The sequence below is a fragment of the Leucobacter japonicus genome (assembly GCF_001273855.1).
Lineage (GTDB): Bacteria > Actinomycetota > Actinomycetes > Actinomycetales > Microbacteriaceae > Leucobacter > Leucobacter japonicus.
In genome coordinates, this window is the sequence record NZ_JHBX01000081.1 from 19,735 (window position 1) to 36,043 (window position 16,309).

A 16,309-nucleotide genomic window follows, 5' to 3' on the forward strand; every position below is an offset into this window, starting at 1 on the left:
TTTAGGAGGTACTGGTGTCGTATTTGGTTCAGTGGCAGCTTGCCAATGATGAGTCGATTCTGCGTCGTGTGACGGCGTGTGCAGCATCACTTGGGGAAGGGAATCCGGTGCAGTGGGCGGCAAGCCAGATGTGGGTGTTGTCAGCGTTGCCCGAGTGGGTGCAGAAGTACGCCACTAGCAATACCGACGGGATCACTGACGCGATGATTCTCGCCGCGGTCGAAGCGCTGCGCACCGCTGAAGCGTCTCCACCCGAACCAACCACCGAAACCCCACCGAGCCCCGCCGAGTAGCGGGGCTTTCTCATTCCCACGAAAGGGGAACGCATGGCGCCCACTCTCGCGACGCTCGGGCAGTACGTCAGCTCGGTGCGCTCGCAATACATCGACGTCGACGGCTGGTTCGGTGCACAGTGCTGGGACCAGTGGTCTCACTACGCAACAAACTTCATCGGCGTGCCATCGCTCACGACGTGGGCGGACGCCGGCGGCAGCAACCCGCACTCGGGGTACGCGTGCAACGTGTTCCACAATGCCCGCGCTGCCGGCCTCGAGCAGTGGTTCGAGATCCTGCCGGCATCGGCGACGCCGCGTCCTGGCGACGTCGCGTTCTGGGACTACGGGACCGTCTGGTACCCGTGGTCGCACGTCGCGACCGTGCTCGAGGCGCTCCCCGGCGGGCGCATGCTGCGCTGCCTCACCCAGAACCCGGGGGCCGTGCAGATCGCGGACCTCATCACCAACGGGCTCATCGGCTACCTGCGGCCGCGAGCCCTCACCGTTGGCAGCGTCGACGCAGGCAAGACCCCCACACTCACACAATCCCAGAAGGAGAACCTCATGGCCAACGCAAACGGCTTCATCGCAGTCCAGACCGGCGGGAAGCAGATCAATGCGATCTTCAATACCGAGAGCGGATTCTTTCACGAGTTCGAATCCGCCGACGGCAAGTACAACACGAACATCCTCCGCACGTTCGGCGTCGCCGCTCCGTCATCGATTGTTGGAGTCTCGCACTACAACGCGGTGAAGAGCGCCTGCGCTGCGGTACGCGCCGGGCGGGAATGATGCCGACGATCGTCCCACTGCTCGGGGTGTGCTGCGCGGCGCTAGTGATTCTCGCCGTTGTCATCGCGTTCGGGGCGTGGCTGAGCAAGCGTCGCGATGACTGACCCGTTCCCGCCCGACCCGGGTTGGTGGCCTCGAATGTAGGAGAGCTGTATGGATTTGATACCCACGATCGGCGGTTGGGGTCTCGCTATTGTCGTCGCCCTGATCGCCCTCCTACCGCGCAAGGGAACGATCGAGAACACCCGCCTGGATCAGTTGCAGGAAGACCTCGCAGCGGAGCGGGAGCGGGGCAATAAGCAGGCGGAGCGGATCGACATGATCGAGCTGAACCTGACGAAGTATCAGAAGCGTGACATTGCTTGGGCGCGTCATTACGCGATGATCCAGCACGGTGTGGAGACGGGCACGATTCCGCCGTGGCCGGAGCTGCCTGAAGCGTTGAGGAGTGACCAGTGAGCAATCCAGACGAACTGTTGAAGGCGGCACAGAAGGAGCGCCGGCGCATCGTGGTCGTGTTCTCGATCGCGCTCGTTGTGACTGCGCTGGTGTTCGGTACTGGCTGGACTTCGGCGTGGATCGGCCGTGAGGCGTGGCATGAGCAGTCGATGTCGTGGCAGGACCGTTATGTGGAACTGTATGACGAGTTCACGAAGGAGACGGGGGAGGAGCCTGCAGCCCCTGACCCTGCACAGGTCGCGAGTGAAGCGCCGGAGCCAGAGGCGGGTGCGACTGGTGCTGCTGGTCCGCCTGGCCCGGTGGGTCCGTCTGGGCCTGCTGGTCGTGACGCGTCGAGCTCGCAGATCGCGTCTGCAGTGTCGGCGTTCTGTCTCCCGATCGTGTGCGTCGGACCGGCCGGTAAAGACGGTGCGACCGGTGCCACGGGCAGCCAAGGTGCAATCGGGCTCCCCGGCGCGACTGGTGCACCCGGTGCTGACTCCACCACCCCCGGACCGCAAGGCCCGCAAGGTGTTCCCGGCGCTACCGGCGAATCCGGTGCGACCGGACCCCAAGGCCCAGCCGGAACCCCCGGCATAGATGGTGCACCCGGTAAAGACGGGCGCGGCATCCAAACCCTGACCTGTGACGACAACGGCACATGGCAAGTCACCTACACAGACGGCACTACCGCATCGGCTGGTGTGTGCCGCATCATCGACCCCGAATTGGAGTAACCATGACCTCGACCATCCCGGCAGAAACCAAGCTCGCAGCCAAGCGCGGCTTCATCCGTACTGCTGCACAGTCCCTCGCGACCTCGTTCGTGATCCCTGCCGGCGTCACGCTGGCGTTCACACAGGAAGCTCTGCTGGCCGCTGCGGTCGGCGTCGCTGGCGTCATCGTCGGCGCTGGCGTGAACGGCCTGCAGTCGTACTTTGACATCATCTCGCGCGGCATTCCCGACGACTACCAGCCGTCGACTGGCGATCACGCCGCCTGAATCAAAACGAATCAAAACGAAACACAATATTTTGTTTCATGCCCCCATCTGACCTCCGGGTTGGGTGGGGGCTTTTCGTCGTGCGTCTGCGCGTGCTCGGTCGGGTGATCCTGGCGGGTAACCGTTGCCGTCGTTGCCGGATTGTCGCCGGTAGGCTTCGGCTGCTTCCCGGTCTTCTGGGCGTGGCGGTACGGGTGGGTTTCGTGACGGCCACGGCACTGCTTTCTCGGCGGCTTCTTTCGTGTCGAACAGCCCCATCATGTGCTGCTTGTGCCTGACCGGATGCCACGACAGCAGAATGAACCGCGCCTCACCCGACGCATCACGCATTCCCCGGATGATGGCTTTCGGGTACTGCGCGAACTCACGCATCACCACCCATTCATCGGATGCGATCTGAATCAGGTTCGACCGTTCCACCATCCACCACCATTCGAAAGTATGTTCGAACAGGTTACAGCGTGACACAAGGGTGCACAGATGTGAACGGAAGTGTGATGCGCATTAGCCATTCCGGAAAATGCTGGTTGAGCTAATGCTGCTCCCAGGGCAATCGTTCGGGGAGTGCCGGCAATATCCGTACGACACCACAGTTCTGATCATTGCAGCGCACGGTGTCATCGAAGCGTTCCGCACGGCCACCGCATGCAACACAGATGAACATGGGTGAAAGGGTAGCCTGCCAGTATGCTCATCGCCACCATCCGCAAACTCGAAACCGTGACCGTTGAAGTGGCGGGTGAAGGACTCCCCGAGATCCAGGAGTTACTCGAGCAGCATCGGCCGGAAGGGTTCGACCTCACATCGGCACCCGTCGCCATGCTGAAAGGGCAAACCGCGATCAAAGCAACCGGCACGTACTCGAAGCGCGACGGGCTGCTCGAGATCGAAGGTGTGGACCTTGCCGACGTGCGATCCAAGGTGCCCGAAGGGTGGCAGATCTTGAGCGTGCGCAGCGTCGCATGACGAATCGGCTTTGCGGTACTTGCTGAGCAGAAAGGTGAGGCGATCCGGAGCGTAGTTCGCCGCGAGCGAGAGTATCCAGGTTTGCAGAAACTCTGACTTGCCCGAGCCCGTGGTGCCGCCGACGAGCGCGTGGGGTCCGTGCACTCTGAGATCGATTTCGACCGGACCGGCACTGCCTTGACCGACTACGGCGGCGAGCGTGCCCGGTGCACGTTCGCCGCCGGGTCGCCAGTTCGCGACCAGGCTGTCGGTCGCGCGCCACTGCTGTTCGATCGCCTCCGCAGACCCGAGAATGTCGCCGGGCACGATTCGCGCGAGTGCAACGCTTCGCGGTAAATCGCTCTCATCGAGCACGCGCGCGCCCGCATCGACGAACGGCGCGAGTTCACGTGCGTAGGTTTGGATCGCCGGGAGCTCGACACCCTCGAGCGAGCTCAGTTCAACCACTTCACTCTGCCGCACGAAATGCGTGCGCCAGATGTCGGTATGGGACTCGATGACGGTGCGGCATGCGGCGGGAACCTCGCCGACCGAACGCGCGATCCACAAGATGTGCACGCTGACGTCGGCGCCGTCTTCGGCGAGGCCGACCAACCGGGTGCGGTCGACGAGTGTGTCAGCGAGCACCAGCACGATCACGGCGGGGTGCATTGGCTCGCGATCCGTGGCGGCGAGGCGTTCGTCGGCGTCTGCCGCGTTGCCCGACATGCGCGAGCGCACTTGCCCGGCATGCGCGCCCGCAGTGCGGTCGGCGATGAGGCCTTCAAGTTCGGTGAGCAGCAGATTTCCGCTGCGCTCGTCTGCCGCGAGGTGGGCTCCCGAAATGGGGCTGTACGCCGAGTCGGCGTGGGGCAGCCATTTGATCCAGGCCCACTCCGCGTCGGCCTGTGCGTCGTTCGCGAACGCGGTGATGACCAGGTCGGCCGGGGAGTGCAGAGCGGTGAGTTGCATCAGGATCGCCCGGGCCGCCGATGCCGCCCACGCCGGGTGGCCAGCGATGCCGATCGAACCGCAGCGGTCGAAGCGCTCGAGCACGGGCACGGCGTCGATTGTCGTGTAGCGATCGTGGAGTTCGGTCAGCCGCGTCCATTGTGCGGCGGCGATCTTGCCGCGAGGCGGCAGCTCCACAGTTTTGCGGCTCGACAGGGTGCCGGTGCCGAGCCGCAACTCGAGAAACGCGCGATGCTCGGGTCGGCGAGACCAGACTCGCGGGTCTCGTTGTGCGACGAAGCTCGCGAGCGTCGCAGCGGACGGCGATTCGGCGTCGCGACTGGTGCGTTCGCGCGTGATGTTCGCCTCAAGCTCTTGCTGGCACTGCGTAATGCCCGCCTCGAACTCATCGAGCTTGCGACGGGTCGTCTTGCGCCGAGTGAGTCGATTGTCGAACCATGAGCCGATCATGATGAGCGGCGACAGTGCGACGAAGATCAAGCTCATCGTCGAATGCGTCGTGAGGTAGAGCACCCCGCCCATGATGAGGGGAGCCACCATCGCGATGAGCGGAAATCGTGCTGATTCAGCCTCATCGGGAGGCGCTGGCAGCTCGATTCGGGGTGGGTTGAAGACCGGATCGACATGCGGCGACTGCACGTGCTGCACCGTGCTGTCGAATGGAGTGGGCGCAGTCGCCGGAGGTCCGAGGGTGACCTGCACCCGGACTGTGCCGAACTCCACGGTCGCCGAACGGCTGATTCGAATGATCGTGGTCTCCGATGCGATCCGTTCACCGTTCGCGTCAATGAGTGACGTGCCGTTCGCGGACCCGAGATCCTCGATTTCGAGTGCGTCACCGACGCGACGAAGGATCGCGTGACGCCGCGACACGCTCAGGTCGTGCAGCTCCACTCGATTCGCACGGTCACGTCCAATCGTCGTGGCACGATCTGCAGGGAGAAAGACCACCTGCTCTTGCGAGCCGTTCATAACGGTCAGCGCGGCAATCGCGAGCTTGGTACGACGCCCGTCACCGGGATGAGATTCGAGAACGGGTTCGATACGTGCACCCGAGATCAGACCTGAACTTGCAGTGAGATCGCCCGCGTCGAGTATCAGCACGGTGCCGTCGGGCTGCGTCATTCGGAGCGTCATCGGAGCCTGACGATGCACAGCGAAAGGAACGAGCTGCGGGTGACCGGCGCCACCGCGCACGAGGTCACGCGCGAGCTCGCCGACTGTGGAGGTGGCGTCGCACGTGAGGGTCACGTCTCGAACGCGTTGGTGCACATCGTCGAGGTACTCGACAACGGAGAGTCGGAACTTCATCGGGCCCCACAGTCATTTTCGGGATGGCGCATCGATCACGACGAAGCGCCACCGCACTGGGCCCAGTTTCGTGAAACACATATTTGTAAATACTTGATGGGTATCGTATCGTCTTTTTCTATTGGTCACCCAAATTGGTCGCTCGCGAAGCCGCGGCACCGCGTATATCTGAGAGGAACATCGCATGTCGAATATCAAGGTCAGTTACGGGGAGATCGAGTCGGCTGCGTCGCAGTTGGGTGCGGGGCGTGAGGAGATCACGACGAAGTTGCAGGGCATGCAGTCGCAGATTCAGAGCCTGGTGTCGTCGGGATTCGTGACGGATCAGGCGTCGGGTAAGTTCAATGACGCCTACACGAAGTACACGACGTCGGCGAACACGCTCATTGCGCAGCTGAATGAGATTCAGCAGTTCTTGACGGGGACGGCGAACGCGATGCGTGATCTCGACTCGCAGATCGCCTCGAAGATCAATTAGTGAGCGGTGTCTGAACTTGTACTCTCGTCGGCCCGCCTGAGCAGTGCATCGGTCGCGCTCAAGCGGGCCGGCGAGATCTTTGAGAGTGCTGGCACGGTATCGAGTGGTGCTGACTTCGGAGCCGACTGTGTTGCTGCTGCCGTAGAGGCATTCATGTTGACCTTGAGGGTCGCGTGCGGGGCAACGAATCAGGTGTCGAACACGAACGCGTTATGGGCATCGTCAACGGTCACCGAATTTAGGGCTCTCGACGCGGAAATCGCGTCGGCGGTCACAGTGTAAAGAGATGATCTGATGTCGAATGGTGATATCGCTTTGCAAGGCGAAATGGGCTCTGTGGCGGCAGTGGGTGGCCGATTGTCCCAATTGGATCTAATGAACGCGGCAATGGTGCAATTGAACGCGGGAGTTTCTCAGGTGCAGTCAGCTGGTCATGCGGCCGCGCTGACGAGCCTGATGTCAGCTTGTAGGCCGATCTCATCGTACGCTCAGAGTATTGCGAGTGCGCGCACGAGGGTAGGCAGTGCGCTCGTGTCATACGCGGGTGAGGTGCAAGAGGTTCAGCACGAAGCCCGCCGATTGCTGGTGCGCAAATCAGGCGCTGAAGTTCGAGTTCGCGCAGCCGCAGTCGCGATCACGAGTGTTGACCGTGATGCGCCAGATGCGAGGTGGCAGGCGCGGCGACTTAACATGGAAGCCGCAGACGCTCGCGCTGAAGTGCAGCTTATCGAGCAAGCGCTGAGTGATTGCGATCAAGCTCGACTTCACGCAGATCAGCGTTGTGCTGCCGCGATCAACGCTCAGGCAGGTGTGCTGCGGTCCATCAGCGCACCGCTAGGCACGCCGGGGGGCAACATTTCACTTGCCACGCTCGTGTCGGTCGCGGTGCGGTCATCGCAGAAGAGCGAACTCGACACCGCCATTGCTCAGCTTACGACCGCGGGATTGAGTCCCGAGGAGGCTGCTCAGCAATGGAAGGCGCTCGGACTCTCGGCTGATGACGTGCGACTGCTTCCAATTGAGGATCTTTTCAAGCTCGCGAACGTCGATGGAGTGCCAGCATGGGCAAGAAACATCGCGTCTCGGGCGGCGCTGGAGTATGCGATTTCGCACCCGCAAGTGGCCTATGAGTTGATGGGGTTTAACGGGAGTGACCTGAGGCGTGACGATTTCGAGACACAGACTCTGGCGCTTCAGGCGGCCCTGAAAGATGCACTGAAAGAGGCGAAGGGCCTTAAAGGTTCGCCAGTGGTGCAGATGCTGGGGTTTGGCAACCACGATGGGGCGCTCACGACTGCTATTTCGTTTGGTGATGTTGATGCGGCGTCGAATGTCGCAGTGAACGCGCCGGGTATCGGGTCAACGGTCGACGGCATCGGCAATGCGCTCGACGGTGCGAAGACACTGTTTGAAGCCGCCGATGAAGAGAAACCAGATGCTTCTTATGCCGTGGTCACCTGGTACGGGTATCACACCCCCGGGACGCCGCTGGGTGACGCCGGTGTGTGGAACTTGGATCGCGCCAATGCAGGAGCGCCACGGCTCGCCGACTTTATCGACGGTATCTACGCTTCACGCGATGGTGGTATCGATCAGATGACGTTGCTGGCTCATTCATACGGGTCAACGATGGCTACCCAGGCCCTGAAATTGATCACGAATCAAGTCGACGCTTACGTGACATACGGGTCGGCCGGCATCGAGAACGGGACGCAGATTTCTGACCTTCATGTTGATCACATGTACTCGACGCATGCTGAAGGCGATCAAACTGCGAATTTCGGTTACTGGGGCGATAAGAAGCTGAATCCCATCGATATCAAGGGTGTGACCGAGTTCAGTTCTGAGGATGGCGAGTACCGGGTGACTGCTCACAGCATGTTCACTGAAGATCATTCGGGGAGCCTGTTGAATTGGGGCTCTGAAACGGGCTACCTGAGTGATGGTACGAGTTCTTTGGCGTTTATGTCTGGTGTGGTTGCGGGAAATGATGGTGCGGATGAGTATGTGGTTTCGTCGGATAGTGATGGTGATGCTGATCGCGGGATGCTCGGTGGCCGTGACGGCGTGTTCTATGAGTGGGGGAAGTAGCGTGGATGCTGCGGGCATGACGCAAGGAGAAGAGGCGAGCATGACTCCGGAGCAGCGGTTTGATCTGTTCGGTGAACGGTATGCGCATTTGGAAGACTTGATGGCTGATGCGCAACGAGCTCAAAACACTGGCATATGGATCTGGGGGAGTAAAGGTATCGCACCCGTCGCAACGATGCCCGGGCAGCGGGGTTCGATGCCCGGGGCTCATAATCAGAACAGCTACTACACGAAAGTCTCTAAGATCATTCAGCCTCCTGGGGCTCGGGGTGAGCAGCGAGATACCGACACGATGGTCGCGTATTTCACGTCGCAGGGGTGGCCTGTTTCTGTGCATCAAAACCAGCTCGGAAATTGGCTTGTGCGTGCTGAAACCGATGAGGGCTACTACTTCACGTATACGGTGCGACCGAATGGGTCTTACTCGCTGAATTTGTCTAGCCCGGCGTATTGGGGAGATCAAAGCGAGCTACTGAACGCCGTAATCGGCCGGATTCCTGAAGCCACGTTTGAGATCGAAGAGTCGTTGCCTGGTGTGTACATGCCGTTTCCGAAGTGGAGCGACCCGATTCTTTGGTAGGTCACGTTGAGTCATCCCGTACATGATCAACAACCTCATCGATCACGACGGGAAGCCGTGGTGGGAGCAGCTGGGCGTGGTCTGGGGTGGCATCATCCACGCGATTGTCATGGACCCGGCCCGTGCGATTGAGGTGATGTGGCGCGAAGACATCGCTGCGGATCACTGGGATGGATACGTCGGGCAAAGCATCGGACGCGTCACTGTCAATGTGGCGCTGACCTTCGCTGGCGGGCTCGGGGTATTGGGCAAGCTGAAGAGCTTACGCAGTGTGGCGCGGACTGCGGTCACCCGACAGAAGCTGATTGATCAGCTCATTCGTGATGGAGTGAAGATCAGCCCACAGAAGGTTGTCACCATCATGAAGGCACCGGAAGGCAGAATTGTGTGGCTTGAGACGGGTACAACGTCGGCGTCCACAAAGAACCCCTCCGGGCTCGCGCACATCGTCGAAGCTCATGGATCAGAGTTTGCGCAAAGAAACATCAGTGCTGCGCAGATTCCTGACGTACTTCGTACCGCAGTCGAAAGCGGAAAGGTTGTCGGAAATCAAGGAAAGAAAGGCGACCGCCCCATCTATGAGTTCGAGTTTGAGGGCAAGACTTTGCGGCTTGCTATAACTATTAGTGACAACGGGTACATTGTGGGGGCTAACTTCTCAAAATGAACAGTTTCATGATCCCTTTCGAGGTAGAGAATCCAGATGAACCACCAGTGGTCGACGTGCATTACGAGTGGAATCAATATGCCTTGTGGCTGTCGGGAAAGTATGGACTTGAAAACATCGATGGTCACGAAATCGGTCTGAGTACTGGCCTTGTGCACGAACTGCTCACGTGGGGAGATCGAGCCGATTCGATTTTCGACCAGGACGACCCCGCGAATAGCGAGCTGCCCGACAACTTCCTCGAAGATGGCTATGAACTCGCTCGGCGAGTTCGTGCTGAGCTGCCCCACGAATGGATAGTCACTACCTGGCACCCCACTCGTGGATATGGGTATGTCGTGCCATTCGAGAGCTGATTCCCCGAGGACCAGGATCCGACACTTGCGAACCGCCCATCGACTCGCAGGCGTTACAGTTTTGCGAAAGTCGCTGACAGGCGTAGACCTCGGTAGCGGTCGCAGTCTGAAACCTTGGTCCTCACTATGAAGTTTGACGAGTTGTGCGACAAGCTGATCGAAACGTTCGGTTCAGCCCCCGTGTATTTCTCGAAGTATGCCGACTGCGGTGTCTCTCGGAGGGAGTGAGCAGAATTCAGTATCTGGGTCAGGGTGGGCCTATACCAGATTGGCGGCGTCGAGCGAGGCGAATGGCGCTCAATTGCTGAGTGTGGACTCAATATGCCTTGTGGCTGTCGGGAAAGTATGGTCTTAAAAACATCGATGGTCACGAAATCGGTTTGAGTACTGGCGTGGTGCACGAACTGCTCACGTGGGGAGATCGAGCCGATTCGATGTTCGAACAGGACGACCCCGCGAAGAGCAAGTTGCCCGACAACTTCCTCCAAGACGGTTATGAATTCAACCCAGACACCAGCTTTGCCACGTACCAAGGGAGGTAGATAGCGTGACAATTGAAAGACTTTTCGACTACAGGGAAACCGTAGGACACTACTTCGGTCAGAAAGCCTTGTACGTGGACACGGTGCGATACGAGTCGCATCACGGCGAAGAAAGTGGTCATGTCCGTTTTCTTCTCTATGGAAGTTTTGTTTTCGGGTTCGGATTCCCTGGCGCCCAGTTTTCTTCCTTGAGTTGTTTCTTTCAGGTGAGTGATTCGGTATCGACAACCGAATTTTGTGGCAAAGATCACACCTTCATCGAGAACAATCTTGAAGCCCTTGAGGAAGCGTTTTCTGATGTAGACCGTTTCTGTCGACTTCGCCTTCCTGAAAAGTTCTTGCTGGATCTGGAATCTCGCTCCAACAACATTTGATCGCGACGCTTGTGAATGAGGGACAATGCGAGTGAACCGCTCATTGTGGAGTCGAAGGTGAGGGGTGCTGTCAAGGCTGGGGTGTAAACCCCGGACATGCCCCATCCCCATTGACGTGTGTGGCGAATCTGCAACAGGCGAACCCGTCAGAAACGGAGACCTACATGACACTCGTAGACGAAACCGGCCCCTTCTTTCACGGCACGATCGCCGACGTGCAACCCGGTGATCTGCTCGAGGCAGGTCGGCCGTCGAACTACCGGCCCGAGGTGATCATGCGGCACATCTACTTCACCGCGGTCGCCGATGGCGCGGGCCTCGCGGCAGAACTCGCCGCCGAGCTCGCGGGCGGTACGGCAACGCCCCGCGTCTACGAGGTCGAGCCCACAGGCACATACGAAGACGACCCCAACGTCACCGACAAGAAGTTTCCCGGCAACCCGACCCGCTCCTACCGCAGCAGCGCGCCGCTGCGAGTCGTGCGCGAGGTCACCGACTGGAAACGGCTGACCCCAGAAGCCCTGCAGTTCTGGCGAGATCGCATCGTGAGCGTGGCGCCCGAGCAGCGCGGGGAGATCCTGAACTAACTCTGCTCGCCCGCGCGCCACCCCGCGCGAGCCTCGGCTCACCGCAGGAACCGTCGCGCACCGAAACCCACCATTGCGTTTCTTATGCGTGGAGAGGTTTACTGAAGACATCGTGATCTCGGTACCCGACGGGGGAGGGCCGGATGTTCGAAGTCGACCTACAGGGCGTGCCGCAGCGCGCCTTCACCGGAGCGCTGCCGGCCCCAACCGACATCGACGACCTCGTGCGGCAAGCCCACGCGAGATACGCATCGCACCGCGAGGGCTCGGTCGCCGATTACATTCCGATTCTCGCCGAGGCGCCACCCGACCTCTTCGGCATTTCGGTCGTCGACGTTGCTGGCGGCGCGCACGAGCACGGTGACGCCGGCCATGCGTTCTCGATCCAATCGATCTCGAAAGCCTTCGTCTTCGCGCTGGTCTGCGAGGCCATCGGGCATCAGGCGGTGCACGACCGGGTCGGGGTGAACAACACGGGCCTGCCGTTCAACTCGGTCATGGCGCTCGAACTCAACGGCGGCTGCCCGATGAACCCGATGGTCAACGCCGGCGCCATCGCCACAACTGCACTCATGCCGGCGGCATCGCATGACGAACGCTGGGCGCGGGTGCGCGACGGGCTCAGCAGATTCGCGGGTCGCGAACTCGAGATCGACGCCGAGGTGTACCGCTCAGAGATGCGCACCAACACGCGCAACCGCGCCATCGCTCGGCTGCTCGAAGGCTACGGCCGCCTCGAGACCGACCCCGACGCCGTCGTCGACACCTACACGCGGCAGTGCGCGCTCACGGTGACGGCCCACGATCTCGCCGTGATGGGCGCGACCCTCGCCGACGGCGGCGTGAACCCCGTTACGGGGGAGCGAGTTGTCTCGGCCGAGGTCGCTCGCGACACCCTCGCAGTATTGGCATCGTGCGGCATGTACGAGCGCTCGGGCGAGTGGCTGTACGAAATCGGGGTGCCGGCGAAGTCGGGGGTCGCCGGCGGCATCGTCGCAGTGTCGCCCGGCAAAGGGGCGATCGGCGTGTTCTCGCCGCCGCTCGACTCTGCCGGCAACAGCGTGCGCGGGCAGCGGGTGTGCGCGTTCCTCTCGCGGGCGCTCGGCCTGAACCTGTTCGCGTCGCAGCCAGCGCCAGTGCCAGCCCCAGCCCCAGCCCCGGCCCCAGCACCACACCCCAGCGACGACACGGAGGCATGATGAGCACTGCGACCGCCGACCCCACGAGCACCTCCGAGCGTCGGTCGTGGGGGCCGATGATCGGCCTCTTCCTCGCTCAGGTGTTGATGTCGTTCAACGTCGCCGCTCTGCCGATCTCGCTGGGCGGCATGGTCGCCGACTTCGGGGTGCCGCCGACGACGGCGAGCACGACGATCGTGGTCTATGGCCTTGCGGTGGCGGCGCTCGTGATGACCGGGGCGAAGCTCGGGCAGCGGGTCGGGTGGGTGCTGATCTTCCGTGTCGTGGTGGTGCTGTTCGCGGGGTCGTCGTTGCTGATGATCTTCTCGCAGAGCATCGGCTGGGCGATCAGCGGCCAAGTGCTGGCGGGCGCATCGGCCGCGATCATCGTACCGGCGCTCGTGGCGCTCATCGCAGAAAACTACCGCGGAGAGCAGCAGGCGACCGCGGTGGGGTCGTTGGGATCGGCGCGCGCGTTCTCGGGCGTGAGCGCGTTCTTGATCGGCGGCACGCTGGGCACGCTGGTGGGCTGGCGCCCGATCTTCTTCATCACGCTGGGCCTCGCGGTCGCCGTCTTCCTGTTGAGTTTCGGGTTGCGCTCCGATCGGGGCAACAAATCGGTGCGCATCGACCTGGTGGCGTCGGTGCTGATCGGCGCCGCAATCGTGATGCTCACGCTCGGCTTCAACAATCTGAACGGCTGGGGGATCCTGCTCGCTCGTGAGAGCGCCCCGTTCACCGTGCTCGGCATGTCGCCGGCCCCCCTGCTCATCGTGCTGGGCGTGGTGTTCGGGCAGCTCTTCTTCCGCTGGACCCGACGCCGAATGCGGGCGGGCAAGACGCCGCTGGTCGATCTCAGCGTGCTCGATCGGCCCGAGGAGCGCGCGGCGATCTACGCGATGTTCATCATCGTGCTGATGGAGGCCGCGGTGAACTTCACGCTGCCGACGTACATTCAGGTGGTGCAGGGCCGCACCCCGTTCGACACGTCGCTCGCGATGATGCCGTTCAATCTCACGGTGTTCATCACGGCCACGCTCATCGTCAGGTTCTACGGTCGGTTCGCGCCCCGAACGATCGCGCTGTTCTCGTTCTCGCTCACGACCGCGGCGCTACTCTGGCTCGCGTTCGTCGTGACGAACAACTGGGAGACGGTGCCGACGATCGTCGGGCTGATCGTGTTCGGCATCGGGCAGGGCGCGCTCGTGACCCTGGTCTTCAACGTGCTCGTGACGGCAGCCCCGAAGGAGCTCGCGGGCGACGTCGGGTCGATTCGCGGCACGACGCAGAATCTCGCTTCAGCGGTGGGCACCGCGGTGATGGGTGCGGTGCTCGTGACGCTGCTCACGGCCGGCGTCGCGCAATCGGTGCAGGATCACCCGGAGCTGCCAGCCGAACTCGTGTCGCAGGTGGATCTCGACACCGTCAACTTCGTCGGCAACGACGAGTTGCGCGCCGCGCTCGACTCGACCACGGCGACCCCCGAGCAGGTCGAGGCGGCCGTTGCGTTGAACGAGGAGCAGCGGCTGCGTACGCTGAAGTTCGGCTTCCTGATTCTCGCCGGCATCAGCGCGATCGCGGCGCTGCCCGCGTCGCGGCTGCCGCGTTACCGACCCGAGGAGATCCCGGACCCGGAGCAGGCCTGAGCGCTAAGCGGCCGTCGCAGAAGGTGCGGTAGCGGTGCGCGGGATGTCGCCGAGCAGCTCGCCGAGAAAGCGCAGGCTGGCGGCGAGGTCCGAGCGATCCTGCGTCACGTGGGCGAACCAGGCTCCGACGCAGTACCCCTTCACCAGCACGATCAATCGTTCGAAGCTGCCGGGGCGTTGCACTTCGAGCGCCTGCCGCCAAGGTTCGAGCGCGAGCTCACAGTTCTCGCGGATGTGCTGCTGCATGCGCTGCGTAAGCTGCACGTTGCCGCGACGGATCGCGTACCCCGTGATGTCGTAGAACGCGAGGTGCGCGTCAACCGGTGGGGAGAGCGAACTCTCGAGCAGCCAGTCGAGCTGTGCGGCGAGCGTCTCGCGGGGCGCGTCGGCCGCGAGCGTGTGCGAGACGCCGTCGAGCAGGTGCGCGGCGACTGCGTCGAGCAGCTCTTCTTTCGACGCGAACCAGTAGTGCAGACTGCCAAGAGGCAAGCCAGCGGCCTCGGCGATGCGACGTGTGGTGGTCTTTGCGATTCCGACCTCAGAGACGACCGCGAGTGCCGCTTCGATGAGCGTCTGCCGCACGTCACCCCGCGGCTCATTCGCTTCCGGGCTCATATTCGGAGTATAAACCGGGCGGTGCCGGTGATTCAGTCGGTGGCGTTTGCGGCGATGAAGTCGTGCACCAGCGTGATGGCGGCGTCGCTCTCGAGGTGCAGGCCGTGCAGCTGATCTTCGAAGACGCGCAGGTCTGCGCCGGCGATCGTGTCGGCGAGCAGTTCGGCCGACGTCTGCGGCACGATGCGATCACCGTCGCCGTGCAGCACGATCGTCGGCGCGGTGATGCGGCCGGCGTGCTGCACCGTATCGTGCTGCTGAGTTGCGCGCTTGAGCGCGCGGAGCGTGGGATGCTGCCCCTCGATCGTGAAGAACTGGCGCACCTCGGTGAGATGTGCGCTCGCCCAGTGCTCGTGGAAGAACAGGGCCGATCGTTCGGCGCGGGTGCCGCCGTACATGATGCGGAATGCATCCTCATCTCGTGCCTCACCATCGGACTCTCCAAGGCTCGTGGCGAGCAGGCTCAGCGACTGCACCCGCTCGGGGGCATCGATCGCGACCCACTGAGCGACCTTGCCGCCCATCGAGTGCCCCACGACGTGCGCGACCTCAATGCCGGCCGCGTCGAGCACGGCGCGCGCATCGCTGGCGAGAGTCCGGGTGCTCAGTTCATCGGGGTCGCCGGGGTCGGTGCCCGCGATGCCGCGCTGCTCGAGTCTGATCACCCGGAATTCGGTGGCGAGGCGTCGCGCGACGGGCTCCCACCCGAGCGCTGAGGTTGCTTGGCCCTGCAGCAGCAGCACGGTCTCACCGGAGCCGTGGGAGAACCAGCGCAGTTCGGTGCCGTCGTCGGCGCGCGCCGAGCGTGCCTCGGCCAACAGGGCGTCGGCGGGCGAACGGTCGGCGGGTGCATCAAGTGCCAGAGCGATGGTCATCATTCCAGGCTACTCCGCGCGCGGACACGCTTGTGACACCCACGTCACCGTGGGCCGCGGTGCAAGAGTGCTGAACGACGGGCGCGCCGTTGGCAAATACAGCCGCCGGGCAGCCTCAGCCGCCGAAGACGGAGAGCTTGCCGTAGTGCTCGGCGAGCAGGTAGTAGACGGTGAGGCGCTGACGGCGACCGGGAACACGCTCGCCGATGGCTGCGATGGCCGCATCGATCTCTGCGTCAGAAGCGGTGACGCCGAGCTTGCCGCGCACGAAGTTCTCGCGCACCGTGGCGAGCTCTGCCGGGTCGCTGAACGCGACGAGACGCGCGTCGGCGTTCTGCAGCGCGAGGGCATAGGTGGTCTCGAACTTCGCGACCACGGCCTCGTCGGCGTCGGGGGCGTAGAGGCGGATGTCTGAGAGTGCGCTCATCGGTGTTCCCTTCTGGGCGCGGCGCCGGTCGGTGCCGCGCGATTGGAGTGGGTACTCGCGATCAGTATGGAGGCGTTCGGTGCACTGCGGCGAGACTGACGGTGAATATTCAGTTGCGGCTCGGGTCGGCGCACGACGTATCTCGGATGCGGCCGAG

The 16,309-nt window shown here is 62.4% G+C and carries 20 protein-coding genes; 15 read left to right on the forward strand and 5 right to left on the reverse strand.

Features of this window, described 5'->3' with window-relative positions; translation table 11 throughout:
* Positions 1–14: 14 nt before the first annotated feature.
* From AMS67_RS17240 to AMS67_RS04180, 5 genes are all read left to right on the forward strand, one after another.
* Positions 15–293, forward strand: coding sequence for a hypothetical protein (locus AMS67_RS17240; protein WP_156316527.1), 279 nt, complete (start codon positions 15–17; stop codon positions 291–293).
* 33 nt (positions 294–326) lie between these two features.
* Positions 327–1,067 carry a CHAP domain-containing protein gene (locus tag AMS67_RS04165; RefSeq protein WP_053386255.1) on the forward strand — a complete coding sequence of 247 codons (741 nt, stop codon included), beginning with the start codon at positions 327–329 and terminating at the stop codon, positions 1,065–1,067.
* 153 nt (positions 1,068–1,220) lie between these two features.
* Positions 1,221–1,526, forward strand: a complete 306-nt coding sequence (locus AMS67_RS04170) for a hypothetical protein (RefSeq protein WP_053386256.1) — start codon at positions 1,221–1,223, stop codon at positions 1,524–1,526.
* Positions 1,523–2,242 carry a collagen-like protein gene (locus tag AMS67_RS04175; protein ID WP_053386257.1) on the forward strand — a complete coding sequence of 240 codons (720 nt, stop codon included), beginning with the start codon at positions 1,523–1,525 and terminating at the stop codon, positions 2,240–2,242. The genes AMS67_RS04170 and AMS67_RS04175 overlap by 4 nt, the downstream gene beginning before the upstream one ends.
* Before the next feature lie 2 nt (positions 2,243–2,244).
* Positions 2,245–2,508 carry a hypothetical protein gene (locus AMS67_RS04180; RefSeq protein WP_053386258.1) on the forward strand — a complete coding sequence of 88 codons (264 nt, stop codon included), beginning with the start codon at positions 2,245–2,247 and terminating at the stop codon, positions 2,506–2,508.
* Between the two features lie 36 nt (positions 2,509–2,544).
* On the opposite strand, the gene AMS67_RS04185 is transcribed toward AMS67_RS04180, so the two are convergent.
* Together AMS67_RS04185 and AMS67_RS04190 are read right to left on the reverse strand one after the other, a co-directional pair.
* A complete protein-coding gene (locus tag AMS67_RS04185; RefSeq protein ID WP_053386259.1) occupies positions 2,545–2,931 on the reverse strand; it encodes a hypothetical protein in 387 nt (128 codons plus the stop codon).
* A 342-nt stretch (positions 2,932–3,273) separates the two neighbouring features.
* The gene (locus AMS67_RS04190; protein WP_053386260.1) at positions 3,274–5,736 is read right to left on the reverse strand and encodes a type VII secretion EssC family protein; all 2,463 of its coding nucleotides are present in this window, start codon (positions 5,734–5,736) and stop codon (positions 3,274–3,276) included.
* A gap of 184 nt (positions 5,737–5,920) precedes the next feature.
* Between AMS67_RS04190 and AMS67_RS04195 the strand changes: the two genes are divergently transcribed.
* The 10 genes from AMS67_RS04195 to AMS67_RS04235 all read left to right on the forward strand — a co-directional run bounded on the left by AMS67_RS04195 (position 5,921) and on the right by AMS67_RS04235 (position 14,235).
* The gene (locus AMS67_RS04195) at positions 5,921–6,214 is read left to right on the forward strand and encodes a WXG100 family type VII secretion target (protein WP_053386261.1); all 294 of its coding nucleotides are present in this window, start codon (positions 5,921–5,923) and stop codon (positions 6,212–6,214) included.
* Positions 6,215–6,508: 294 nt separating this feature from the next.
* Positions 6,509–8,305 (forward strand): alpha/beta hydrolase, encoded by a 1,797-nt coding sequence (locus tag AMS67_RS04205; RefSeq protein WP_082305282.1) that lies wholly within the window; start codon positions 6,509–6,511, stop codon positions 8,303–8,305.
* A gap of 16 nt (positions 8,306–8,321) precedes the next feature.
* The gene (locus AMS67_RS04210; protein ID WP_156316528.1) at positions 8,322–8,885 is read left to right on the forward strand and encodes a hypothetical protein; all 564 of its coding nucleotides are present in this window, start codon (positions 8,322–8,324) and stop codon (positions 8,883–8,885) included.
* A gap of 22 nt (positions 8,886–8,907) precedes the next feature.
* Positions 8,908–9,552 carry a hypothetical protein gene (locus AMS67_RS17810; protein WP_053386265.1) on the forward strand — a complete coding sequence of 215 codons (645 nt, stop codon included), beginning with the start codon at positions 8,908–8,910 and terminating at the stop codon, positions 9,550–9,552.
* 8 nt (positions 9,553–9,560) lie between these two features.
* The gene (locus tag AMS67_RS04220; protein ID WP_156316529.1) at positions 9,561–9,908 is read left to right on the forward strand and encodes an immunity protein CdiI family protein; all 348 of its coding nucleotides are present in this window, start codon (positions 9,561–9,563) and stop codon (positions 9,906–9,908) included.
* A 308-nt stretch (positions 9,909–10,216) separates the two neighbouring features.
* Complete coding sequence (locus AMS67_RS18415; protein ID WP_503100487.1) at positions 10,217–10,450, forward strand: immunity protein CdiI family protein; 234 nt, start codon at positions 10,217–10,219, stop codon at positions 10,448–10,450.
* Positions 10,451–10,455: 5 nt separating this feature from the next.
* Complete coding sequence (locus tag AMS67_RS17245) at positions 10,456–10,824, forward strand: hypothetical protein (RefSeq protein WP_156316530.1); 369 nt, start codon at positions 10,456–10,458, stop codon at positions 10,822–10,824.
* A gap of 164 nt (positions 10,825–10,988) precedes the next feature.
* Positions 10,989–11,411: an NAD(+)--rifampin ADP-ribosyltransferase gene (arr, locus tag AMS67_RS04225; RefSeq protein ID WP_053386267.1), complete on the forward strand. Its 423-nt coding sequence runs from the start codon at positions 10,989–10,991 to the stop codon at positions 11,409–11,411.
* 143 nt (positions 11,412–11,554) lie between these two features.
* Entirely contained in the window at positions 11,555–12,610 is a 1,056-nt protein-coding gene (gene glsA / locus AMS67_RS04230; RefSeq protein ID WP_053386268.1) for a glutaminase A, read from the forward strand.
* The gene (locus AMS67_RS04235; RefSeq protein ID WP_241487986.1) at positions 12,610–14,235 is read left to right on the forward strand and encodes an MFS transporter; all 1,626 of its coding nucleotides are present in this window, start codon (positions 12,610–12,612) and stop codon (positions 14,233–14,235) included. The genes glsA and AMS67_RS04235 overlap by 1 nt, the downstream gene beginning before the upstream one ends.
* 3 nt (positions 14,236–14,238) lie before the next feature.
* Here AMS67_RS04235 and AMS67_RS04240 read toward each other — a convergent pair whose 3' ends face one another.
* The 3 genes from AMS67_RS04240 to AMS67_RS04250 form a co-directional block, all read right to left on the reverse strand.
* The gene (locus AMS67_RS04240; protein WP_053386269.1) at positions 14,239–14,850 is read right to left on the reverse strand and encodes a TetR/AcrR family transcriptional regulator; all 612 of its coding nucleotides are present in this window, start codon (positions 14,848–14,850) and stop codon (positions 14,239–14,241) included.
* A 32-nt stretch (positions 14,851–14,882) separates the two neighbouring features.
* Entirely contained in the window at positions 14,883–15,725 is an 843-nt protein-coding gene (locus AMS67_RS04245) for an alpha/beta fold hydrolase (protein ID WP_162230813.1), read from the reverse strand.
* A gap of 115 nt (positions 15,726–15,840) precedes the next feature.
* Positions 15,841–16,152, reverse strand: coding sequence for a DUF2853 family protein (locus tag AMS67_RS04250; protein WP_053386271.1), 312 nt, complete (start codon positions 16,150–16,152; stop codon positions 15,841–15,843).
* Between the last annotated feature and the right edge of the window lie 157 nt (positions 16,153–16,309).